Raw genomic sequence first — 24103 nt, 5'->3', positions numbered from 1 at the left:
AACCTCCTGCAAGCAGGATTTGCTTACAGGAGGTATGTTAACACGATTCAGCTGCGTGATTTCTTCACCGCAGCAAAGCCCTTCTCGGCAGCGGCAATCGTGCGCTCAATATCCTCTGCCGCATGTGCGCCGGAGAGGAAGAGCGTCTCGAACTGCGAAGGTGCAAGGTAAATTCCCTCATCCAACATGGTATCGAACCAAATGCGAAATGCCTCCTGATCGGCTGCCTCTGCGTCCGTATAGTCATAGACCTCGCGATCGATGAAGAAAATGCCGAACATGGAGCCCGCCTGATGGGCACAGATGGAAACACCGGAATCCTTTGCCGCACGCTGCCATCCGAGCAGTAGTTCCTTTGTCTTGATTGTCAGCTCACGGCTGTAGTCTGCCTTTCCCTCCTCAGGTTCTGCCGTGAGGATTTTCAGCGTTTCAATGCCTGCCGTCATCGCAAGGGGATTGCCAGAAAGCGTTCCCGCCTGATAGACGGGACCCGAGGGAGATACACGCTCCATGATCTCACGTCGGCCGCCGTATGCCGCGACGGGCAGTCCCCCGCCGATGATCTTGCCGAGACAGGTGAGATCCGGACGAATGCCGTAGGCAGCCTGTGCACCGCCGAGAGATGCGCGGAAACCGCACATGACCTCGTCGAAGATGAGCAGTGCACCGTGCTTGGCTGTGAGGTCGCGCAGCAGAGAGAGATACCCCTGACGCGGAAGAACGAGCCCCATATTGCCCGCGACCGGCTCCACAATGACCGCTGCGATGGTGTCTCCTTCTCGTTCCATGACTGCGCGGATGGCATCTGCATCGTTGTACGGCACAGCAATTGTGTCCGCCGCAGTTCCCTTCGTCACACCAGGCGAACTTGGCACGCCGAACGTCGCAAGCCCCGATCCTGCGCTCACAAGCAGGCTGTCACTGTGCCCGTGATAACAGCCGATGAATTTTACAATCTTGTCACGCCCCGTATAGCCGCGTGCCAAACGAAGGGCGCTCATCGTCGCCTCCGTTCCGGAGTTCACCATGCGGATGACTTCGATGGACGGATATACGCTCTGGACCAGTTTTGCAAGTTCAGTTTCGAGAAGTGTCGGTGCACCGTAGCTTGTGCCCCGCGTTACTGCTTCTTGAAGCGCCTTGACAACCTGCGGATGTGCATGACCGACGACCATCGGTCCCCACGATCCCACATAGTCAATGTATTCATTTCCGTCAATATCATAGATCTTCGCCCCCTCAGCACGCGCAATAAAGGGAGGATTTCCGCCCACATTGGCAAAGGAACGAACGGGGCTGTTCACTCCGCCCGGCATATGCTCTTTCGCCTCGGCAAAGGCGGCTCTCGACTGTTCCGTATTTCGCATAGCAGATCTCCTTAGGCACTGAGCCACTCTGCGGCATCTATTGCGTGATAGGTAATAATGATCTTTGCACCCGCGCGTTTCATACTCGTGAGCGTCTCCAGGACAATGCGCTGCTCGTCAATCCATCCGTTTGCAGCAGCAGCCTTCACCATCGCATACTCGCCGCTGACATTGTAGACTGCGATCGGGCGATCTGTGCGATCATAGACCTGACGAACTACATCCAAATATGCGAGCGCAGGCTTGACCATGATGATGTCTGCTCCCTCCTGTACGTCGAGCGCTGCTTCTTTCAGGGCTTCGCGTACATTTGCCGGATCCATCTGATACTGCCGGCGATCACCGAAGGCTGGCGCACTGTCCGCTGCATCACGGAAGGGTCCGTAGTATCCCGAGGCATATTTTACGGCATAGCTCATAATACTCGTATTGACGAAGCCTTCGGCATCGAGCCCCGCACGAATGGCAGCAATGCGTCCGTCCATCATATCGGAGGGGGCGATGATGTCTGCACCTGCACGCGCCTGAGAGACCGCTGTCTGAACGAGGTGCGGCAAGGTTGCGTCGTTGTCCACATAGTGATCGTTCAGCTCGCCGCAATGACCGTGTGTCGTGTACTGACAAAGGCAGACATCCCCGATGACGAGAAGCTGTGGAACAGCCTCCTTAATTGCCGTCATCGCACGCTGTACAGGACTCGTCATATCCCATGCGCTCGAACCGATCTCGTCCTTATACGCAGGCAGCCCAAACACTTCGACTGCGGGAATCCCCCGCGCTGCAATCTCACGTGCAAGATCTGCAACCTGATCCACAGAGTAGTGATAACAGCCGGGCATGCTTGGAATCTCTTCCTTGATACCCTCCCCCGGAACAACAAAGATCGGATATACGAAGTCGCGCGGTGAGAGTTCGGTCTCACGTACCAGATCGCGCATGCCCGATGAAATACGCAGGCGGCGCGGACGCTGGATCATATTCATTGTACATACTCCCTTATCGCATGGACCAAGCCGTCAATCGTATAGTTCTCTGCCACAATGTCAGGCTCAAGTGCAAAACTTCGTGCCGTTTCTGCCGTGACCGGTCCAATACAGGCAATCTTCGTATGCTGCAGCGGTGTAATATTGCCGAGCTGGCGTACGAGATTTTTGACCGTGGAGGAACTGGTGAATGTCACGACGTCGATTTCTCCGCGCATCAGCTGCTCAGCAAGCTCCTCCCCGCCTTCACGTTCCAGAACTGTCTCATAGGCAGGAATGACATCGACCGCTGCACCATGGCTGCGCAGAGACTCCGGCAGCACATCTCGTGCCTCCTGTGCACGCGCCAGGAGAATGCGTGCACGCGGCGGAAGGATGGGGACAAGCGCATCGACAAGAGCCTCGGCACGGAACTCCTCCGGGACGATATCTGCGTGAATGCCGAATGAACACAGCGCCTTCGCCGTTGCAGAACCGATTGCGGCGACCTTCGCATAACCGAGTGCACGCGAGTCCTTTCCTGCAGTGTGGAGACGCGAAAAGAAATGCTCTGCACCGTTGACACTGGTGAAGATCAGCCAATGGTAGGTGTGCAACTCCCCGATTGCTCGATCGAGTGCCGCATAGTTATCCGCAGGCGGTGCAATACGAATCACGGGGGCTTCAATGCAGGATGCACCTAGTGCTGTCAGCTTCTCCGTTAGAGCAGATGCCTGCGCACGGGCACGCGTGACAAGAATATTTTTCCCATGGAGAGGACGTATGTCTGCGCGGTCGAACCAGCGCAGCTGATCGCGCAGGTTCACGACTTCACCTACAATAAAGATGGCAGGCGGTCGAATGCCGTCGCGCTCCGCCATCGCGGCGGCCTCGCCCAGCGTCGTAACATAGGTCTCCTGATTTGGCCGCGTTCCCCAACGAATGATTGCTGCCGGCGTATCGGCAGGACGACCATACGCGATCAGATTCTTTGTGATGACGGGAAGATTGGCAACACCCATCAGAAAGACCAGTGTGTCGACGCCAGTTGCCAGATGTTTCCATTGAACATGTGACTCTGATTTCGTCGGATCCTCATGTCCCGTAATGACGGCAAAAGAAACCGCAACACCGCGATGGGTTACAGGAATGCCTGCATAGGCGGGGACGCTGATCGCCGAAGTTACTCCCGGCAATACCTCAAAGGGAATGCCGCGTGCGAGGAGAACGAGAGCCTCCTCGCCGCCGCGCCCGAATACAAAGGGATCGCCGCCCTTGAGCCGGACAACCGTCTTCCCCTCATCTGCCTTGTCTGCGAGAAGGACATTGATATCCTCCTGCTGCATCGTATGCTTGCGGGACTGCTTCCCAACATAGATACGCTCGGCTGTGGGCGGCACATAGGAGAGAATGCTTTCGTCCGCAAGGTGGTCATAGACGACGACATCCGCCTTCCGCAAACAGTTCATCGCGCCAACCGTCAAAAGACGCGGATCTCCGGGACCCGCGCCGACAAGAAATACTTTTCCGCTCATACTGCAATTCCAATCTCTTTCAAAATCTCTCGTCCACCGAGATCCAACAGTTCCTCTGCTAAAACAATCCCAAGCCTCTCCGCATCTGCAGGTGTTCCCATCGAGCGTGACCGACAGACGCGCATCCCATCGACCGATGCAATCATTGCCTCAACATGGAGCACGTCCCCCTCACCGACCTCAGCATATACGCCGACGGGAATCTGGCAGCCGCCCTCAACGCGGCGCAGAAAGGCGCGCTCTGCCATCGCTGCCGCCGTCATATGAGGATCGCGCAGAAAGTTAATCAGCTCCAGAATCCGCATGTCCTCTGCGCGGCATTCAATCGCAAGAGCTCCCTGCCCGACAGCAGGAAGAATCATGGCACGTGGGAGGATCATGCGAATGCGATCACCCAGTCCGAGGCGCTTCAGCCCTGCTGCCGCGAGGACGATTGCGTCGAACTCACCCGCATCGAGCTTTGCAAGTCGTGTATTGACATTTCCGCGAAGATCGAGAATCTTGAGATCGGGGCGCACAGCAAGCAGCTGTGCACGCCGCCGAAGGCTCGATGTACCGACCCTCGCTCCATTGGGCAGGTCTTCCATCGTCCGATAGTGAACACTGACGAATGCATCTCCGGGATCGAGCCGCTCGGTAATTGCCCCGATGACAAGACCTTCCGGAACTTCCGTCGGCATATCCTTCAGGCTGTGCACGGCAAGATCAATCATGCCGTCGAGCATGGCCTGCTCAAGCTCCTTTGTGAAGAGCCCCTTCCCCCCGATTTTTGCAAGCGGTGCATCGAGAATACGGTCCCCCTTCGTCGTCATCTTTTTCAGTTCCACATGACAGTGGGGATGATGCTTTTCGAGCTCTCCCGCGATATACTCCGCCTGCCAAAGGGCCAGCTTACTTGCCCGCGTACCGATAGTGATTGTGCCGCTGTTCACTTGTTCCCGTCTCTCCTATTGCATCCAACTTAAAGAGGGCTCGCATTGCCTCAATGTAGAACGCCTCGTCTTTCGTACCCGCTGAAGCACGGATCTTCATCATGGGCGTACGCAGGATCTTGCGCACGATCATACGGCTCATATGTTCCACCTGTCGCCGCTCATCCTCGGAGAGCTCCGGCAGTTTTGCACTGACACGCTTGATCTCGCGTTCGCGTATACGTTCACAACGCCCTGAAAGGAGTGCCATGAGGGGCTGGAACGAGAGATATTTGAAGCGTTCCAGAAGCGATCCGACTTCCTCAGATACAAGTTCCTCGGCCTTGACTGCCTCCGCCTGCCGCTCACTAAGATGTTCATCCACAACAGCTTCAAGTGCGTCGATGTTGTAGAGCTCAATGCCCTTAATTCCAGCGACATCCGGGTCCACGTCACGCGGGACAGCAATGTCAATAAGGAATATTTTCCGCCCCTGCCGCCGCGCCATCAGACGGCGCGCCTCCCATGCCTTGATGACGTAGTGCGGAGCACCTGTTGACGTAACCACCACATCCACACAGGTTGCGTACTCCATCGCCCCATCAAAGGGGATCGCCTCCCCTCCGATCCGTTCTGCGAGGCGCCTTGCTCGTTCAATGTGACGATTCGCTACGAATATGGTTTCAATACCATGTGCACGCAGATGTTCCGCTGTCAGCTCCGCCATTTTACCGGCTCCGAAGATCAGAGCAGCACAGCCGCCGAGCCCTCCAAGCGATGCCGCCGCAAGCTCGACTGCCGCATAGCTCACCGATACCGAGCGATAGGCGATGCGCGTCTCCGTCCGCACGCGCTTGCCCGTCGCAATCGCACGATGAAAGAGCAGGTTGAGCACCGTACTCGTCGTCCCTGCTTCGCGCGCAACTGCATAGGCTTCCTTCACCTGAGAGAGAATCTGCCCCTCTCCGAGCACCAAAGAATCAAGGCTCGAAGCAACACGGAAGAGATGTTGGATCGCCGCATCATCAACGTAGGTATAGAGATATTCGTCCAGATCATCCCCGCCCTGCGCCAGGTCGTCAAGAAACTGCCGCAGTGCCTTGCCGCCGCATTCGTGATCATCCACGGATGCATAGAGCTCCGTGCGGTTGCATGTGGACAGCACCACCAGACCGCTAAGACCGTCATATTCTCCAAGACTCATCAGTCCCGAACGCAGTTCCTCGCGGGAAAATGAAACCCGCTCACGCACATCAATCGGAGCCGTCCGATGATTTAGCCCCAATGTCAAGAGCTGCATTACGTAACTCAACCTCTGCTTTCTCTAACTCCCCATCATGAACCATGTTCAAAATATAAGGGCGCAGTGCTATGCGCCAAAACGCAGTTCGCTCTCTGCTCGTTGACAGCATCGTTCGCATCTCACGACGCAGATGTGCAACACGTTCGAGCCATTGACCAAAAGCCTCCGGATAGAGCTGCTCAAGTTCCATCCGTATCGCACGCGAAAGCGCAGGACTTCTTCCGCCCGTTGAAACGGTGAGCAAAAAATCTCCGCGCCGCACAGTCGAAGGGATATGAAACGTGGAAGCGCGCGGGTCGTCAATCACATTGACGAGAATGCCACGCTTCTCTGCCTCGGCAGCAACAGAAGCATTGACCGCAGCAGAGTCTGTCGCAGCATAGACAAGAAACGCATCCGTAAGATCCCCGTTTGTATATTGCTCGCCGTGCCATGCAATTCGGCCACGATCAGCGAGCGCACGCAGCGCATCTGTAAGTGCGGGCGCAATGACACGTACAGATGCCTCAGAATCTGCTGCAAGAATTCCGCACACCTTACGTTCTGCTACCGTTCCGCCGCCGACAATGACAACACAACGTCCCGTGAGATCAACATTGAGCGGATACAGCACGCAGATACCCCCCAAGAAAAACATGAATCCTATTCACGTTCGATATTATACCGCAAATAAGCGTAAAATAAAAGAGGAGAAGCGGCAATCCGCTCTCTTTATAGTGATTATCAACGAGGAGAAATGCATCTGCCGCATTCTTCGAGCAGCTGATAATCCGTCATATCCACACCGACTGGCGTCACGGAGATCAGACCCTGCTCCACCGCATAGATGTCCGTTCCCGCTCCCTTGTCCGTATCCGACACCTCACCGGCCACCTTGTAATGAACACGCCCGTTTTTCTCAATGCGCTCAAATGCGTTGATATAGTCGCGCCCGCCCTGTCGGCAGCATATGAACTGCGGCTTGCCGTCCGCCAGTTCCTTGGGAAAGTTGATGTTGAGCAGGAACGGCTTCTCCATCACGCACAGAACGCGCTCCATAAATGGCTCGAAATACCTTGAAGCCTCTGCATATGAAATATGACTTCCTTCGATAAGCGAGAGTGCAAAAGACGGAATGCCGTGAAAGAATCCCTCAAATGCGGCACCGACCGTCCCAGAGTAGATCACATCCGTACCGAGATTTGAGCCGTGATTGATGCCAGAGAGCACGACATCCGGATACTCTTCTGCAATTGCATCCAGATAGAGCTTGCCGCAGTCCGTCGGCGTACCGTCAATTGCCCATGCCCGAATCTCATATACTGGATCAAAGTTTTCGTCGGCACGCACCTCGATCGCACGTCCGATCGTCAGTGCGTGCGATGTCCCACTCTGCTGATGCATGGGAGCGGCAACGGTGACCGTGTGGCTATGTGCCAGATGACGTGCCAGCGTCCGCAGGCCCTCAGCAGCAATGCCGTCATCGTTCAGGATCAGGATATTCACAAATGTGCCCCCTATTCTCAATATATGCAAAAAGCAGGTTGGGGGTACCAACCTGCTTTATAAAACCGTCAAGCGGATGAAATACACATGGTGACCCACCACGGAATCGAACCGTGAACCTACTGATTAAGAGTCAGTTGCTCTGCCAGTTGAGCTAGTGAGTCATATACGCTCCCTGAGCGCATAGCTATTATAGTAGAAGTATGGAGAAAATGTCAAGGGGGCAATGTTTCTCTCACGCAGGAATTATCTCTCTATGCCATAGAAAAAGGTCTTTACAGACCTGCTGCAAAGACCTTTCAGACGCTGGCAAAGAATTTACTTCAGTGCATCACCGAGCTGTTCATTGACCTCACGTGCCGCCTGGACGCTCTCGTCGAACTTCGCCTTCTCCTCGCCCTCGAGCACCACATCGACGACCTTCTCAAAGCCGCCCTTGCCGAGTACGATGGGAACACCAACGCAGAGATCCTTCTCGCCATACTCACCCTCGAGATAGACGCAGCAAGGAATGACCTTCTTCGAATCGAGTGCGATTGCCTCAACGAGCGTTGCTGCAGACGCACCCGGCGCATACCATGCAGACGTACCGAGAAGCCCCGTCAGCGTTGCGCCGCCGACCTTCGTCTTCTGAACAACATCTGCGAGCACTTCCTTCGAGAGGAGCTGGGTGACAGGGATGCCGCGAAGCGTCGCAATGCTGACGAGAGGAACCATTGTCTTGTCATTGTGACCACCGAGAACCATGCCATCCACATCGGACGGGGTTGCGGGATGTCCTGCCGCATTGAGCGCTTCAGAGAGATAATAACGGAACCGGCTGCTGTCGAGCATCCCCCCCATACCGATGACGCGGTTGCGCGGCAGCCCTGTGGCCTTCAGGGCAAGATAGGTCATCGCATCCATTGGGTTGGAGATGATGATAAAGATCGCATTCGGAGAATACTTGAGCGCCTGATCTACCACACTCTTAACAATCTTTGCGTTGACACCGACAAGCTCCTCACGTGTCATGCCAGGCTTGCGCGGCAGACCAGAGGTGACGACAACAACATCAGAGTTCGCCGTGGCAGCATAGTCATTCGTAACGCCCTTAACAGTCGTGTCGAAGTTCAGAGCGTGTGCACACTGCATAATGTCCATCGCCTTCCCCTCAGAGACACCTTCTTTAATGTCAATAAGGACGACTTCGCTTGCAAACTTCTTGAGCGCAATGACATTCGCTACGGTAGCACCTACGTTACCTGCGCCAATAACAGTTACCTTCATAGTATCTCCTCCTTAAAAATCTCCCGTCACCCGTCCCTAGCAATAAGTGACACAATTCAAAACAGGGTATGTCAATAGTTCTCAACTATGAAATCATTATAACATTTGCACTGAGAAAAATCAATCGAATTTCATTTTAGCTGAGGAATTTGCCAAAAACAATTAGAGCCCCTCTTCATTTCGTCCGTGATGCGGCTGACCACTAACAATCCGTATTGCACGCATCACCTCCGTCAGTATTTCGACTTCATATTGAAGTTCCATCCCCATTGCTCGTTGAAGGACATCTCCTTTGTGTGTAGAGACGTATCGTGGAGGTAAGTTATTCAGCGCGATCATCATCATATCTGTACGGCAGCGGTCGCACATACATGCCTCTGGATACTCTGGCGCGAGGCGGTTCAACATGTGCTCAACAGCATCCTCCATGTAGTTCTTAAAAGGCAAGTGTGACATCCCGGCACTCCTCTCCTATATGATATAGGTTATCCCAACCGAACAGTATAGATGGTTCCTTTGTAATTCTTTGCAGCGAGGCTCTTCTCCGAGGCGACCGTATACTCGATCGTATTAGGCGATTTCTTTCGAATGTAAACCCCAATCGTATCATCATCACTGACTTCATCATCGTCGATCATACAGCGAACCATGCGTACCTCTGCAGCCTTCATATGCCCCTTTAGTGCGCGTGGTTCCTGTGTATAGTACAGTTCGAACTCATCCTCATCGGCATAGGTGAAATACGTCCACACACCATAGTCAACGCGTGCATCGATATCAACTTTGAAGCAGCCACGCTCATTTAGGCTGCCAAGAAAGTAAGGAAAGAGAAGTTCATCACGTTCGTCTACATTTTTATTGATAATCTTAACATCCTTACCTCCTTTTCTGCATCGCAGAAGTCCAAATGCAACTCCGGTTTTTCCCGTACGCAGACGATCAAAGCCATCGTTGAGGATGTTTTTATCCTTGTCCCCATCTCCCATGCCAAGCGGGAGATAGAGTAAAAACGGAGCATCCTTTCGCTGTCCGGAGTCCCCCTTTACGGATATTTCTGATTTTCCTGCCTCTGCCTTATCCTTTCGATCTGCAGAGGCCCCCTGTGTCATATGCATCGCCTTGATCTGACGTTCAATATACTCATCAAAGAGTTTGCGCACCATGGGAGCTTTGCATGAATTACCAGCAAGAAAGATATGGATCTGACGCACATCACGCCCCTTAAAGGCCGTCGCCATCGCTTGGAAGAAATTCTCAACCCCGCGGCGAATACGATTCTCCAAGGTGCGCTCAAGCTTCTTCACATCAATGTGTAATCGAATCTCCGCACGGTTGCCTGCATTGCCAGTCTTCTCAGACGAGAAGAGCGTGATCTTCGTATCGAAGCTGTCCCCCGCCGCAAACTCCTCGTAGCCCTCGCGACGCTCCCAGAAAGGGCGTAGACGCTCAGCAAGGATCTTGTTGTTCAGATGGGACGCGGCGTCTCGCGTCTCACGTACGAGTGCCTCCGCCCCCGCAAAGGTTTCGCTCTCGGGCGGCAGTGCAAACGTGATCTTGTGCAGGCGCATCTCTGCGAGATTGTCCTTAAACACCTCGTAGGCGAGCAATTCCAGGATGTTCTCACCGCCAAGATACATATCACTGCCGAAGCCAAATTGCTCTATGACAAATTTTCTCCGCCCATTTTCTGGAATATATTCTACGCCGAAGTCAAAATCCGTTGTACCGCCGCCAAAGTCAAACACTCCATAGGCAACTTCATCACCCACGCGCTTCGGCTCGAGTCCATATGCCTCAAGCGCACTGATTGCATACGCCGCCGGCTCGTTTGCACCGTCGTATACACGAAAGCGACGCATCATCTCCGCATCGTCGAGCAGGGCCTTGGGGAGTGTCTTACGCAGCCCTCGTTCAAAGCTCATTCGGATATGTTCACGTACACTCTTTTCATATCCAACAGGGAAAGAAAGAATATAGTCGAGGTAGATATTACGGTGCATATTGTTGATGTAGAGACCAAGATAGTACGCATAGATCTCGATTGGGTCAAAACCACCCGCATCGAGAGGTTGCGTCTCCGCATACGGTTTGACCTCCTGAATGTAGCCGCGGCGATCTTTGAGGATTGGTGAGTTCGCCGTGTCTCGTGTCCATCGTTTCAGCTCACTAAATACGGAATAGTAGACAGCGATTCCCTCTGTAGATTGACGTGCAAAAATTGCGTCTGCCGCCTGATGCGATGCCGTCACCTGTGCCCATTCAGTATAGGGGCGTCCCTCACGCGCTCGATAGAGCTGCTTGAACTTCTCAATATCGATCAGCTCAATCGCCGTTGGATTCTCATAATCCTGAATAGTCGGCTCATTCTCATAGTCCCCCTTGCCGATACGCAGGAGACGTGCTTCACGGTCACGACATACAACGACGGTACTACGCGTACCAAAATCGATTGCACAGGTGCCATTCATGATTACATCCAGCTGCGGCGGGCGCGCCACGAGGAAGTCTGTCGGCGGCAAACGAAGACAGACACTATCTTCGCGCCCGTCCTCTGTCAGTTCCTCATAGAGATCCCAGTGCCCAAGACTCATATCCGTCAAAAGACGATCCGCATACGGCTGGATGTTTGCACGCACATGATCAGTATAAAGAAGCTGTTTCTTAAATGGCTCAATCGAAAAATCTAAAGCTACAGAACCTGTGTTAATTGCGGTTTCGATTACATTTTGTATGTCAAATGTCATGCCGAAGATGGTTTCCTTAAAGCGCCCTGCCACAACATCTTCTGCGAATCGATCATGATCGAATAGAAGTTGATCCTCCTCAATTCGAATGTAGGAGCGGATTTTCGGATACTCAGCAACCAAACGACGCAGACGCTCTTCTTGCTCATGAGATACGTCCTCCGCATTGAACTCATCGGCAATCCACTTCAGAAAGCTCTGAGCACCGCTTTTCTCCGTAGCAAGCGAAAACATATACTTCTTATTGACAATGGATGCTGTTTCATCCTTGAGTGCAGCAATATCTCTTCCTATTTGCCGACCAAAACGGAGAGAGCTCTCATAAAAAAATTGCCGAAATGCATCTTTTTTTAAATGTAAGCTGCGCATAAGCACCGGTCGTGCCGCCGCCTGCACCTCTTTTCGCGCCATTCATTCATCTCCTAACGAAAAAGCAATAATTCACTTAGAGTAAATATTCTTCACCATCAATCAAAATCCTTTTTCATATTTTCGCAAAGAAAAAGCCCCGTAGAAAATATCCACGGGGCAACGATACAAGATGGTGCGCTCGGCGGGAGTCGAACCCACGCTTTCAGCTCCGGAGGCTAACGTCCTATCCACTGGACTACGAGCGCATGCACAAGAAACAATACGTATTATAGTGCAAAATATACTATTTGTCGAGTTGTTTTTCCCTAGCTTCATCCGCCTCCTCTAAGCCCCCCTCTCGCACCGAAGAAACAGGCGCAAAATAGTTTCGAATGGTACTGACTTCATCGCCAATGAAAAGTGCGACCGGTGACTCACGCAGCATGACAAGTTCTAAGAGCCGTGCCTGCTCGGCTGGATTTTGGTCCTGAATCAATGCTGGATCTGCAGCAGCGCGCGTCAGAGTAATTGTTTTCTGCTCAGCCGCCACATACGCATTCGTCTTAGTCATAATGAGTGTGACTGGATCATAGATCCGATTGGAAAGTTCAGTTGAGGGAGCATTTTGTTGAATACGCATATATAGATCCTGTGTGTCCCGCTCAAGATCAATAAGACGTGCATATGTAATCTCAAGTTCACTCTCACCTTCTTTTGCATCGGCAAGAATTTGGTGATACCGCGTCCAGTTCCGATCAAGTTCAGCAATCTGTTTTTGATAGGTTCCCCACCACAATGTAAAGAGTTCCTGGTCATGAGCAATGACAGCTCGTTCCTCCGCCGACAAAGGCTCTGGCGTGCGTTCTGCAGAACGCATCTGAAAAACGATGCCGCCAAGCACAGCAAGCAATGTGACAAAGATAAAAAAAATACGTGTTGGTAAATAACGAAAGAGAATAAAAATCAGTAATATAACGAGGAATACCAGGAGATAAAGAAGCATAAAATCCTCCAATGGAAGCAGAAATTAGTCCCCAGCACGTTCCTGGAGGGCAATACGATCTAGAATACGAATACGCCCCCGAGAGGTCTCGACCAAGCCCTCTTGACTGAGCTCACGAATAAGGCGACTGACCACCTCACGGGCCGTCCCAAGATATTGTGCCGTCTCCTCATGCGTCAGATAAATTTCATCACCTGTCGTACGTTCTGACTCTGTGAGCAAAAAACGTGCAAGCCTGCGATCTGCAGAGGTTAAAAGCATCTGCTGAAATTTCAACAACATTTCACAAAGGCGCATAACCGCATACTCATAGACACGTGCACGTACAGAGATATTTGACGCAAGAAGATCTCGCACAACTGCAGTATCTGAAATGAAGAGCTTTGTATCCTTGGTTGCCTCAATTAAAATATTGGAAGAAACCGTACTAAGAAAGTCTGTACTTGCGAACGGCGTAATATCTCCATCGCGTAAAAAATACAGTGTAAAATCACGGCCTTCTTCAGAAAGAGTATACACGCGCAGAGCCCCAAATATAACGTGCAAAATCCCCACCATTTCCAATGGCCCACGAAAAAAAATATCCCCTTTTTTCGAGTGACTGAAGCGTGTATGGGAGACTAGCACCTCTCTCTCCTCACTGCTGAGTGCGTCCCACATATCAAATTGATCGATATAATCCCCAAAATGACGGCTTTCCGAAGGACTCCCCCGCATATAATCTCCCCCTTTTTTCAGCCTCTCTCTTATTGTCCACGCAGATAGCGAACGGCAGCAAGACCAGCCTCAGCCCCATCATAGCATGCCTTAACGATTTGCAAGAGCCCTCCTGTACAATCTCCTGCGGCATAAATACCTGAGACATTGGTTTCCATATGCTTACCGACAATAATTTTGCCATCATCCAACAAGACGCCAAGCTTGCGCGCAAGGTCCATACTCCCTGCTGTACCGACGGCCATAAAAATACCATCAACATTGATGCTTGTACCATCTGTAAAGAGAACCTGGCGAACACGACGCTCCCCCACAATACGCGAAATTTTCCGCGTATCCAGCACAACATCTTCTGGAACATCCACCAAGGGCGTCTCACCATTGGTCAGAAGCGACAGCTGCACAACATGCGGCAGTAAATACTGTGCCTCATGCAGTGCATAGTCCCCCGCTCCAATAACGGCAACTCGCTTGTTACGGTAAAAGAAAGCGTCACAGATGGCACAGTAGCTGATTCCCCGTCCTTCAAACTCTCTGACGCCCGGCACGGTGATCGTCTTGCGTTGTGTGCCTGCCGCAAGAACAACAGCTCCTCCTTTGTAATTTCTCTGGACACCTTCGACCAAAAAACCTGCTTCTGTATCCAACGGGCAGATTGACATGACAACATCTGTCTCGAATACAATACCGATACGTTTCGCACCAGCAATACCACGCTGCTCAAGTTCTGCTCCAGAAATAGGCTCCGCAAAACCATAGTAGTTTTCGATCTCTTCAGCAGAAGCAAGCGCGCCTTCACCTTTTGTTATGACTGTTACCGCAGCACCACCTCTGCGCGCATAGAGTGCTGCAGAGATGCCTGCGGGACCGGAACCAATGACAATAACGTGCATAGATGCTCCTACCATATATAGATAAAAAAGAGGCGCCCCATAGACGCCTCTTTCCTTGTCTGCGGGGAACTTGCTAGATTAATGATGGTTAAAAAGCAGGCTCACCGAACGATGGCTTTGAATCCGCACAATGACATCTGCAAGTGATTGCGCAAGAGAAAGTGTGACAAGTTTATCAGACTGCTTCTCTGGTGGAAGCGGGATAGAGTCCGTAATGACAAGCTGATCAATAACGGAAGAATTGAGACGTTCAATAGCAGGATCACTCAAAATAGCATGTGAACATGCAGCAAGAATTCGCTTTGAACCGCGTTCCTTGAGCGCCTTTGCTCCTTCACAGAGAGACCCTGCTGTATCGACAATATCATCGATAAGAAGAGCTGTTTTTCCTTCGACCTCTCCAATAAGATTCATGACCTCAGCACAGCCTGGGCATGGGCGCCGTTTCTCAATGATCGCGATCGGAGCATGAAGGAAGTCTGCCATAATGCGTGCACGTGTGACACCGCCAAGATCTGGAGACACCACAACAAGGTCCTCAATCTCCTGCTCACGAAAATAACTCGCAAGCACGGGAGCAGCGGCGAGATGATCGACAGGGATATCAAAGAACCCCTGAATCTGACCTGCATGAAGGTCGACCGTAACAACCCTGGTTACCCCCGATGTCGTCATAAGATTCGCAACAAGTTTTGCAGAGATCGGCTCACGCCCACGCGTCTTGCGATCCTGCCGCGCGTAAGCATAGTATGGAACAACCGCCGTAATACTATGCGCCGAGGCTCGCTTACAGGCATCCGTGAGAATCAACAGTTCCATAAGGTTGTCGTTCACGGGGAAACTTGTCGACTGAATGATGAAGATATCCTTCCCACGAATACTCTCTTCAATCATCACCTGAATTTCGCCGTTGTTGAATTGTCCGACGAAAGCCTCACAAAGCGGTATACCAATGCGATCCGCAATATCCTGTGCTAATTTCGGATTCGCATTGCCCGTTAGGATGCATACATTGTCGGTGGGAAAGCTCATTGCTCTGTTCCTCCTAAAAACCAGCTGCGTCAACTATAAATACAATACACAAATCTATGTCTAGTATAACACGCGCTGTTTATTTTGGAAAGAGCGTCCTCTTCCCTTTTGCACAGTGTTCAGAACTATGTAAGAGTCTCATTTTCGTTTGTCGTGCCATCCCTCGATCTCTTTCTGGCGCGCACGTGCAACAGCGAGTGTACCTGAGGGAACATCTCGTGTGATGGTGGAACCTGCTGCAACATAGGCATTCTCTCCTACCACAACAGGCGCAACAAGGTTAGAATTGCAACCGACAAAGGCATCGTTCCCTATGGAAGTACGATATTTATTCTTTCCGTCATAATTAACCGTGATGGTGCCGCACCCCATGTTGACATGCGCCCCCATGTCACAGTCACCGATGTAGGAAAGATGAGGCACTTTGGAGCACTCACCAATATTGGAGTTCTTAATCTCAACAAAGTTGCCGATCTTAACACCAGTTCCAATATGGCTGTCTGGACGGATATGATTAAACTGCCCGAGATCTGATCCACTTTCAACCTCAGCATCATGAGCATAGACATAATGTGCCTTCACGCCATCACCAATCACCATGTCTTGGAAGCGAACATGCGGGCCAATTATACAGTCCTCGCCAATAACTGTGACACCCTCCAAAATAGTAAATGGATATATGATCGTATCCATCCCTACACGAACCTCAGCATCAATAAAGGTCGTGTTCGGATCCATAATCGTAACGCCATCTGCCATCAGTTCCTCGACCTTACGCTTACGGAGAATACGTTCTGCTACGGCAAGTTGGCTACGTGAGTTAATCCCCAGCGTACTCTCATAGTTATCTGCGACGACAGCCCAGATTTTCTCACCCGCATCGCGCAGAATGCTGAGAACATCAGGAAGATAGTATTCCCCCTGTGCGTTGTCATTCGTCACCTTTGTGAGTGCCGAAAAAAGAGCCTCTGCATCAAAGCAGTAAATTCCCGCATTGACCTCGTGAATCTCACGCTCTTCGGGCGTCGCATCCTTGTGTTCAACAATTTTTAGAACTTCTCCGTTCTCACGACGGATGATACGCCCATACCCTTTTGCATTGGGCATAATTGCCGTAAGAACCGTTGCCTTTGCTCCTGCGTTTACATGCTCCTCATGGAAACGTGCCAGCAGCTCTGCTGTCAAGAGGGGGGTATCTCCACACAGCACCATGATCGTTCCGTGCTCACCCGAGAGCAAGTCCTTCGCTTGGAGAACTGCATGCCCCGTGCCCAACTGTTCACACTGCTCGACATATTCAACACTGTCTCCAATCGCGGTGCGCACTACATCTCCACCAAAGCCCGTTACAACAATATTGCGTCGTGCGCCCGCGGCATAAGCTGCATCGATAACGTGCTGCAGCATGGATTTTCCCGCAGCACGATGCAGAACCTTTGGCAGCTTTGACTTCATACGTGTTCCCTTGCCAGCCGCCAATATGACCGTAACAAAATCTAACATGATATTCCTCCGTTCTCTGGAAATATCTACTCGACGTCTTCCTTGTTCTTTTTCCCTTTTCGTTTTACAAGGCTTGTTCCTGTCTTTTTTTCTTGTTCTTCAATGGCATACAGCAATGTCTGTTCCGAGTTCTCCATATGTTTTGCACCAACCTTGCGTGCGTAGCGTGCATCTCCAGCTCCGATTGCATCCACAATTGCACGATGTTCCTCAAGAGTGGCTTTGAGGCGTCCAGGATGAGACATGGAGATGGTGCGGAACCGTGTAAGCTGTTCACGCAGATTACCGATGATCGTCAGCAGACGCTCATTGCGGGCCGCCTGATACAGCAGTTCATGGAACTCGATATCCGTCCGCACAATACGTTCCATATCATGCTCCTCAATGGCACGACCAATGGCAACGAGGAGGCGTTCCAGACGTTCCTGTTCCTCATCAGTAATGCGTTCTGCAGCAAGTTCACAGGCAAGTGCTTCAAGTGCTGCGCGAATTTCAAAGATCTCATTGATATCACGAATGGATACGCTTGCGACATAGGCACCACGGCGCGGCACCGTGACAACATATCCCTCCTGCTCAAGCTTTCGAATTGCTTCACGTACAGGCGTACGGCTGACGAGCAGCTCATCAGCGAGGTCATTCTCCTTGAGCCATTCTCCTGGCTTTAAGGTTCCGCCGCGAATGGCGTCACGCAATACTTCACAGACAATTTCCCGAAGCGGCTGATAACTGTTCACGACGACCGGCGATAGTTTTCCTTGCATATAAATCCCTCTGGCTCTCCTACTTACTCTTCGTATTTCCTTGACGTTTGTGTCAAATGTACTTCAGCCTCTGTTTCCCGACAGAAAATTTCTGCTGCATGTGCCGCAGTGGGCACATCCTCAAAAAGCCCAAACACCGTGGGTCCGCTGCCTGACATCATGGTACAGACAGCTCCCCCATTGCGCATGCGCTCACGATATTCGCTAACCACTGGATGCGCAGCTTCTGTCACTGGCTCAAGGACATTGAACATGTGCTGTATGCAACGCGCTCTGTCCCCGCGCGCCAAGGCATCTATAAACTCCGCATTATCGGGATGAAATTCCGGCGGATGCTCATCGTAGCTTCGATATGCCCACGGCGTAGATACTGCAACGGGCGGTTTCGCCAACAATACGACAGTCTCTGGAAAATCGGACAAGCGCTGCATGATTTCGCCGCGCCCTGTCGCAAGCACCGTCCCTCCTACAAGAGAAAAAGGAATATCTGAGCCGATCTGAGCGCCGAGCACACATAGCTCTGCATCAGAGAGTCCAAGTTCATAAAGATCATTCATACCGCGGAGCGTTGCTGCAGCATCAGCACTTCCGCCAGCAAGCCCCGCAGTAATGGGAATTCGCTTTACAATGTCGATATGAACCCCACCACGAATTCCACACTCCTTTGCAATAAGTGCGGCAGCACGATACGCAAGGTTTCGTTCATCCGACTCTAACCCCGGCCGATCGACAGTCAGGGTAATCCCCTCCTCCTTCCGCGTGAGTGTAATCGTATCCGCAAGAGAGAGTGACTGCATTACTGTTGCAATTTCATGATACCCATCATCCCGAAGCCCCAGAATATCGAGCGTAAGATTGATCTTTGCCCGTCCGAGAATCGTCACCATAGGATATCATTCCTCCATTGTCTTGGAAAAAGGTGTATACTGTACCGCACATCATCCATGTTTCCTTAGATCTCCAGATTAACAGGATTTGTAACTATATTCAATAGATTTTTCTATTATTTCTTAAAAAATAGCAATTGGGTCAATATCAATTGCAATATCATTGCGTAAATGAAGTTCTCGTGTTCGCAGATACTTCTGCACATTGGAAAGAGCATTCGTCTTGAGAAGGACGACAAATCGATATTCATCTCGCTCCTTCTCTATCAGAGCAGGCGATGGACCAATCGCAACATAGCCTGACTGCCCTGCATAGGTCTTTTGAAAGTCATCCACAAAAGCCTGTGCTTCCCCCCATATACGATCGCGATTCACTGCGTGAAAGAGCAGCTTTACAAGACGACTGAACGGCGGATAGAACAGCTCCCGACGCAGTTCGATCTCCCGTGCATAAAATGCATCATAGTCCTGCCGCATGGCGGTACGAACAGCATAGTGCTCCGGATTGTACGTCTGCACGATGACCTCGCCGCGTGCCCCATGCCGTCCCGCGCGTCCCGCCGTCTGTGTGATCAGCATAAAGCAACGCTCCGCCGCACGGAAATCCGGCAGGTTCAGGCTCGCGTCTGCACTGATGATGCCGACGGACTGGACACCGGGCAGGTCATGCCCCTTCGCTACCATCTGCGTGCCGAGGAGGATGTCGAAATCACGTCTGCGGAACTGCGTCAAAATCTCCGTATGCGCAAGTTTTCGCCCCGTCGTATCGCGATCCATGCGCACAAGACGCGCCTCAGGGAGGAGCTGAGACAGCTCCTCCTCGAGTTTTTCCGTACCCGAGCCGAAGTATTTGATGTAACGGCTCCCACATTTGGGGCAGACCTCCGGAACAGGAGCGCGCAGATCACAGTGATGGCAAAGGAGTGCGCCGTTGGCATGATAGACGAGCGGCAGTGAACACTCCTTGCACGTAATCACTGCGCCGCAGGAGCGACACATAATGAAGGTGGAATAACCGCGCCGGTTCAGCATGATGATTGCCTGCTCATGACGTGCAAGGGTCTCCGTCAGGAGTTCGCGCAGAGCAAGCGAGATAATCGTACGCCGTCCCCGCTGCAGCTCCTCGCGCATATCAACGGCGCGCACCTGCGGCAGCGGCTGACTGCCGATGCGTTCGGGCATCATAAGGAGCGTCAGCTCCCCCGTCTGGGCACGCGTGTATGACTCGAGCGACGGCGTTGCACTGCCGAGCACGAGGAGCGCCCCATGCCGCCGCGCAAGGATCTCCGCGACCACCCGCGCATGATAGCGCGGAGACTCATCCTGCTTGTAGGACATATCCTGTTCCTCGTCGAGGATGATCGCACCGACATCATGCGCAGGTGTGAAGAGTGCGGAGCGTGCACCGATGATGATGCCCGCCTCCCCGCGCCGCACACGAAAGATCGAATCATTGCGCTCCGCATGCGAGAGCTGGCTATGCAGGACGACAATGTCATCCGCGAATACCTCCTGAAATGCCGTGATGAGCTGACCCGTGAGCGCGATCTCAGGAACAAGCACGATAACCTGTCGTCCTGCCGCGCGCACGGCGCGCGCAGTCTCAATGTAGACGCGTGTCTTACCGCTGCCCGTCACACCGTGCAGCAGAAAGCCCCGAAAGCCGCCCGCCGCAATTCCTGCGCGCAGCGCATCAGCAGCCGTCTGCTGCGCCGCAGTCAGCTCCTCCGCACGCATGGTCTCCGTCCCTGCTCCATAGCTGGAACGAAGTTTGCGCCGCAGGTGCTCCGTCAGATACCCTGCTGCGACAAGATGCTTGATCGTCGCCAAGGAGACGCCCTTTTCATCAAACTCTGCGCGTGCATATTCATGCTTCTCCCGAAAGAGAACGAGTGCCCGTACCTGTGCAGGCTTGCGGGAAAGACCCGCGAGCAGTTCATCTGTAATCGCTCCCGCCGTATAGTATTTCTCATAGCGCGCGCGATCGCGTTTATCGGCGTGATACTCCTTGTGCACAAGATGGCAGCGCAGGAGTTTTTTCACTCCCTCCTCCACTGCCGTCTTCGGCAGAGCACGGCGCAGCTCCGCCATGCGCTTACTGCCATTCTCGCATAAATACTTGTAAACAGCACACGCATTCACATCAGAGAGGACAGGATGTGATGCGTCTGCATCCTCTGCCTCCGAATAGACCGGGAAAATACGCAGCCCACTCTTACCCGGCATAAAAAGGCGCATGATCTCAGCTGCCGAGCAGAGGTAAAAATCTGCGAGTTCCTGTGCAGCGGCAAGAAGTTCAGGCGAAAACCATGCCTCCTCATCCACCGCCTCAATGATCTCCTTCAGCGAATGGTTCCCGTCCCGCACAGGATCGTAAGGGCGCACACGAGTGACGAACCCCTCCTTGCGCACATTTCCGAATGGAACGAAGACCCGCCATCCTACACCAACCTGTGCCAACCTCTCCGGCAAAACATAAGTGAACTCCTGCTGTATGCTCTTGATCGGAATGTTGATATAGACATCCGCAACGGTCATATATTCACTTCTCACAAAAAAGCTGTTACACGAAAGCATTCGTGCAACAGCTCCTTTCCATACAATATCTGTTAGGCGATTGCCGCCTGATTCGCAAGGATCTCTTTACCAGCCTGACACGCAGGGCAGATGCAGGTATCTTCCCCCTGCTCCTTCGCCTGCTTTGCCGCAGCATTATACTCTCCTGCTCTCTGCGCGCTGAACAGCGCGACACCATCCGGCGACTCTGTGAAGCTGATGAGCTGATCAATTGTCAGCACATCACTCTTTATTTCATCAGTGAGTGCCCGAAATGCAGATTTCTCCTGCGGCGTGTCCACCGCTCTCAGGAACACCTCTGCTTTCGCCTTCAGTCCTTCGTAGACCGACGGCGCATCGACAAGCTTCTGCACCATATCTATCACAGCACTGCGATCCAACGCCATCCTCCTTTGTCCGATGCTCGAATCCCTAAAATAACCTGTTCACTATTATAGGACAAAGGTTCACGTTTGACAACTGAAAAAATTTTTGATTTCTCAAATTCCGAGTATTTCTCTCGGAATTGTGTCTTCGATCACATTCTTTTGTGTGCTGTCCGTGTATACTATGCACATAAATTCCAAAACACATAAGGAGGAAACAATATGGCAATCCTGAACAATATCCAGCACCAGCAGGCACTTCTGCTCAAAGATCAAGTCGCATACGCTGAGGGACAGGTCGTCAGCAAGACGCTCGTCCAGAACAAGGGGCTTGGTGTCACCCTCTTTGCCTTTGCAAAGGGCGAGGGCATCAGCACGCATGAGTCAAAGGGCGATGCACTCGTCACGGCTCTCGAAGGCGAGGGCATCATCACGATTGACGATGAGACGTACACTCTCAAGGCGGGTGAGAGCATCGTCATGCCCGCCAATCATCCGCATTCAGTCTATGCGGCAAAGGAAGCTCCTTTCAAAATGCTTCTCGTCGTTGCGTTTCCTGCAGTATAATTTTACAAAATAAAAAAGACGCTGCGTGAATTTATGTTCGTGCGGCGTCCTTTTTGTATGCTGTTTTACAGATTACTGCACACTCGTGAAGATATCCTTGAACTTGTCAAGCCATGCCTTCTTGTTCTTCTCGACCACCTGCTCCTCATCGTCAATGATCTTGATCTGATCCTTCGGCAGGAGACCGACAGGCGGATCCACATCGTCACGCACAGAGCGGCGATGCAGCTGCGTTGTAATAATACTCTGCGCGTCCTTGCTCGTAATGAAATCGATAAACTTCTTCGCATTTTCCATATTCTTTGCGTTCTTGATGATGTAGATGCCGTCTGGCTTGGAGATAACGCCTTCCTTCATGTAGACAAGTTTTACGGGTGCACCGTCCGCAACGTATTTTGCACCGCCCTCTTCGAAAGTCAGACCAACTGCATACTCACCGTCCGCAACTCCCATATACACGGCAGAGGAGCCGGAGAGAAGCTTGCCGTCGAGGTTGCGTGATAGGTTCTCCACATAATCCCATCCCTTGTCAGGATCACCGTTGCCCATTGCGTAGAGCATGTTGATGAGGTGCTCGTAGGACGAGGAGGACTTTGACGGATCAGCAAAAGCAATCTTTCCCTTAAGAGAGAGATTCAAAAGATCCTTATACCCCTCGACCTTGATGTCACCGAGAAGGTTCGTATTGACCATGATGACACTCGGAATATCCGTAAAGCGTGTCATCGAGCCTTCCTTGTTCTTAAATGCTGCCTGGATGTGACCCTCGTTCACTGAAATATAGTTCTCAAAGAGGTCAGCTTTCGGCTTCATCGTGTTAAGAGATCCACCCCAGAAAATATCACCAAACGGATTGGCCTTTTCAGACTCGACTCGTTTGAGAAGTTCGCCTGTTCCAGCCGCGATGACTTCTACCTTCATCCCCCTCTGTTTCTCAAACTCTTCAACAAGCGGGTTAATGAAAGCGCGCGGATGTGAACAGTAGATGACGAGCTGTTTATCATCACGTTCCGCCATCTTCTTCTCACCGCCCCAACCACAGGTGACGAATGCGCCGCCTAACATCAGCAAGGCTGCAAGGACGACAAGCATTTTCTTAAACTTCATGAACATACCTCCTTTTAACGGGAGTGTATAATAATTTGTGCAAAAGCCAAAAATTGTAGGAGGATTTCACCTGCAAATCCATCACAACAGAAAGGTCAAATTTACGTGTACTGGAACTCTACGAGAAAGGGGCAGAATACTGAATGATGCGCTGGATGCAATCATCTGAACATAGATGCGCATATCAAAAATTTCATGCAGCAATATGATGCCATTTACTGAAAAATCCTTTTGCACAAATTTCTTGACATACCCCGAAAAGTCGTGTGTGTCATATGCAGTCAATTCCACGGAATGGTGCTGATAATTGCCTGCACAGCTTCGATGGATATTGGTTCTTCAAATGAGAGAGAAAAAGTATAGCCACCACGCGACCAGAGGGCAAGACTGACAAGTTTTTCCGTTCCCTTGACACGAATATACTGACGTCCGACCTGTACAATCTGATTGACCTCATAGATGGTGCTGTCTCCGCTGATGTCCGCATCGCCCTTCGCCATACGGAATAGGATCTCCTTACCTGCATCATTGCGGTAAAAGATCTCAGCAAGACTTTTATCGATGACAATAATGTCCTTCTGTACATAGCCAACGGGCAAAAGTGTCGGTGTATAGACCGGAAGGCCAACAACCGCCCACGCGTCACGAACGCTTGTATACGTGACAAGCGGCGACGGCATTGCCTGCGTACTCCCTCCAATAAAAAGTACAGATATCGCAACAGTGGCAATAAAAATGTGCTTCATTCTATATTTCTTCAC

22 protein-coding genes and 2 tRNA genes are annotated in these 24103 nt (G+C 51.8%); 1 reads left to right on the top strand and 23 read right to left on the bottom strand.

Annotated elements, in window-relative coordinates:
- Positions 1–47: 47 nt before the first annotated feature.
- The 21 genes from hemL to HMPREF1992_RS01360 all read right to left on the bottom strand — a co-directional run bounded on the left by hemL (position 48) and on the right by HMPREF1992_RS01360 (position 21689).
- Entirely contained in the window at positions 48–1367 is a 1320-nt protein-coding gene (hemL, locus tag HMPREF1992_RS01460) for a glutamate-1-semialdehyde 2,1-aminomutase (RefSeq protein ID WP_021684033.1), read from the bottom strand.
- Between the two features lie 11 nt (positions 1368–1378).
- Positions 1379–2350, bottom strand: a complete 972-nt coding sequence (hemB, locus tag HMPREF1992_RS01455) for a porphobilinogen synthase (RefSeq protein ID WP_021684032.1) — start codon at positions 2348–2350, stop codon at positions 1379–1381.
- A complete protein-coding gene (cobA, locus tag HMPREF1992_RS01450; RefSeq protein ID WP_021684031.1) occupies positions 2347–3864 on the bottom strand; it encodes a uroporphyrinogen-III C-methyltransferase in 1518 nt (505 codons plus the stop codon). The genes hemB and cobA overlap by 4 nt, the downstream gene beginning before the upstream one ends.
- Positions 3861–4796 carry a hydroxymethylbilane synthase gene (gene hemC, locus HMPREF1992_RS01445; RefSeq protein WP_021684030.1) on the bottom strand — a complete coding sequence of 312 codons (936 nt, stop codon included), beginning with the start codon at positions 4794–4796 and terminating at the stop codon, positions 3861–3863. The genes cobA and hemC overlap by 4 nt, the downstream gene beginning before the upstream one ends.
- Complete coding sequence (gene hemA, locus HMPREF1992_RS01440; protein ID WP_037357969.1) at positions 4756–6075, bottom strand: glutamyl-tRNA reductase; 1320 nt, start codon at positions 6073–6075, stop codon at positions 4756–4758. Before hemA ends, hemC begins: the two co-directional genes overlap by 41 nt.
- Entirely contained in the window at positions 6029–6691 is a 663-nt protein-coding gene (locus HMPREF1992_RS01435) for a bifunctional precorrin-2 dehydrogenase/sirohydrochlorin ferrochelatase (RefSeq protein WP_037357967.1), read from the bottom strand. The genes hemA and HMPREF1992_RS01435 overlap by 47 nt, the downstream gene beginning before the upstream one ends.
- 110 nt (positions 6692–6801) lie before the next feature.
- Positions 6802–7563: a 5'/3'-nucleotidase SurE gene (gene surE / locus HMPREF1992_RS01430; RefSeq protein WP_021684027.1), complete on the bottom strand. Its 762-nt coding sequence runs from the start codon at positions 7561–7563 to the stop codon at positions 6802–6804.
- Positions 7564–7651: 88 nt separating this feature from the next.
- Positions 7652–7727: transfer RNA gene (locus tag HMPREF1992_RS01425), tRNA-Lys, on the bottom strand.
- A gap of 154 nt (positions 7728–7881) precedes the next feature.
- Complete coding sequence (gene mdh / locus HMPREF1992_RS01420; RefSeq protein ID WP_021684026.1) at positions 7882–8832, bottom strand: malate dehydrogenase; 951 nt, start codon at positions 8830–8832, stop codon at positions 7882–7884.
- Between the two features lie 162 nt (positions 8833–8994).
- A complete protein-coding gene (locus HMPREF1992_RS01415; protein ID WP_021684025.1) occupies positions 8995–9288 on the bottom strand; it encodes a late competence development ComFB family protein in 294 nt (97 codons plus the stop codon).
- 29 nt (positions 9289–9317) lie between these two features.
- A complete protein-coding gene (locus HMPREF1992_RS01410; RefSeq protein ID WP_021684024.1) occupies positions 9318–11987 on the bottom strand; it encodes a hypothetical protein in 2670 nt (889 codons plus the stop codon).
- Between the two features lie 131 nt (positions 11988–12118).
- A tRNA-Arg gene (locus HMPREF1992_RS01405) sits at positions 12119–12193 on the bottom strand.
- Between the two features lie 38 nt (positions 12194–12231).
- Positions 12232–12930, bottom strand: coding sequence for a hypothetical protein (locus tag HMPREF1992_RS01400; protein WP_021684023.1), 699 nt, complete (start codon positions 12928–12930; stop codon positions 12232–12234).
- A gap of 24 nt (positions 12931–12954) precedes the next feature.
- The gene (locus HMPREF1992_RS01395; protein ID WP_021684022.1) at positions 12955–13647 is read right to left on the bottom strand and encodes a Crp/Fnr family transcriptional regulator; all 693 of its coding nucleotides are present in this window, start codon (positions 13645–13647) and stop codon (positions 12955–12957) included.
- A 29-nt stretch (positions 13648–13676) separates the two neighbouring features.
- Complete coding sequence (locus tag HMPREF1992_RS01390; RefSeq protein WP_021684021.1) at positions 13677–14540, bottom strand: NAD(P)/FAD-dependent oxidoreductase; 864 nt, start codon at positions 14538–14540, stop codon at positions 13677–13679.
- Between the two features lie 78 nt (positions 14541–14618).
- Positions 14619–15572, bottom strand: coding sequence for a ribose-phosphate pyrophosphokinase (locus HMPREF1992_RS01385; RefSeq protein ID WP_021684020.1), 954 nt, complete (start codon positions 15570–15572; stop codon positions 14619–14621).
- 138 nt (positions 15573–15710) lie between these two features.
- Positions 15711–17075: a bifunctional UDP-N-acetylglucosamine diphosphorylase/glucosamine-1-phosphate N-acetyltransferase GlmU gene (glmU, locus tag HMPREF1992_RS01380; protein WP_021684019.1), complete on the bottom strand. Its 1365-nt coding sequence runs from the start codon at positions 17073–17075 to the stop codon at positions 15711–15713.
- A gap of 26 nt (positions 17076–17101) precedes the next feature.
- On the bottom strand, positions 17102–17839 hold the full coding sequence (locus HMPREF1992_RS01375) for a GntR family transcriptional regulator (protein WP_021684018.1): 738 nt from the start codon (positions 17837–17839) through the stop codon (positions 17102–17104).
- 23 nt (positions 17840–17862) lie between these two features.
- Positions 17863–18726 (bottom strand): 4-(cytidine 5'-diphospho)-2-C-methyl-D-erythritol kinase, encoded by an 864-nt coding sequence (gene ispE, locus HMPREF1992_RS01370; RefSeq protein ID WP_021684017.1) that lies wholly within the window; start codon positions 18724–18726, stop codon positions 17863–17865.
- Between the two features lie 123 nt (positions 18727–18849).
- On the bottom strand, positions 18850–21264 hold the full coding sequence (gene priA / locus HMPREF1992_RS01365) for a primosomal protein N' (protein WP_021684016.1): 2415 nt from the start codon (positions 21262–21264) through the stop codon (positions 18850–18852).
- 71 nt (positions 21265–21335) lie between these two features.
- The gene (locus HMPREF1992_RS01360) at positions 21336–21689 is read right to left on the bottom strand and encodes a hypothetical protein (protein WP_021684015.1); all 354 of its coding nucleotides are present in this window, start codon (positions 21687–21689) and stop codon (positions 21336–21338) included.
- 201 nt (positions 21690–21890) lie between these two features.
- Here HMPREF1992_RS01360 and HMPREF1992_RS01355 point away from each other — a divergent pair, with 201 nt between their 5' ends.
- Positions 21891–22235, top strand: coding sequence for a cupin domain-containing protein (locus HMPREF1992_RS01355; protein WP_021684013.1), 345 nt, complete (start codon positions 21891–21893; stop codon positions 22233–22235).
- Positions 22236–22307: 72 nt separating this feature from the next.
- On the opposite strand, the gene HMPREF1992_RS01350 is transcribed toward HMPREF1992_RS01355, so the two are convergent.
- Both HMPREF1992_RS01350 and HMPREF1992_RS01345 read right to left on the bottom strand, forming a co-directional pair.
- Complete coding sequence (locus HMPREF1992_RS01350; RefSeq protein ID WP_037357962.1) at positions 22308–23342, bottom strand: ABC transporter substrate-binding protein; 1035 nt, start codon at positions 23340–23342, stop codon at positions 22308–22310.
- Positions 23343–23623: 281 nt separating this feature from the next.
- Positions 23624–24088: a DUF4367 domain-containing protein gene (locus HMPREF1992_RS01345; protein ID WP_021684010.1), complete on the bottom strand. Its 465-nt coding sequence runs from the start codon at positions 24086–24088 to the stop codon at positions 23624–23626.
- Positions 24089–24103: the final 15 nt, after the last annotated feature.

Origin of the sequence: Selenomonas sp. oral taxon 892 str. F0426 (genome assembly GCF_000468035.1) — a bacterium.
In the GTDB taxonomy this organism is placed as follows: Bacteria; Bacillota; Negativicutes; order Selenomonadales; family Selenomonadaceae; genus Centipeda.
Note: the sequence above shows the minus strand (reverse complement) of the source record. Positions and strands in the feature narration are given on the sequence as shown.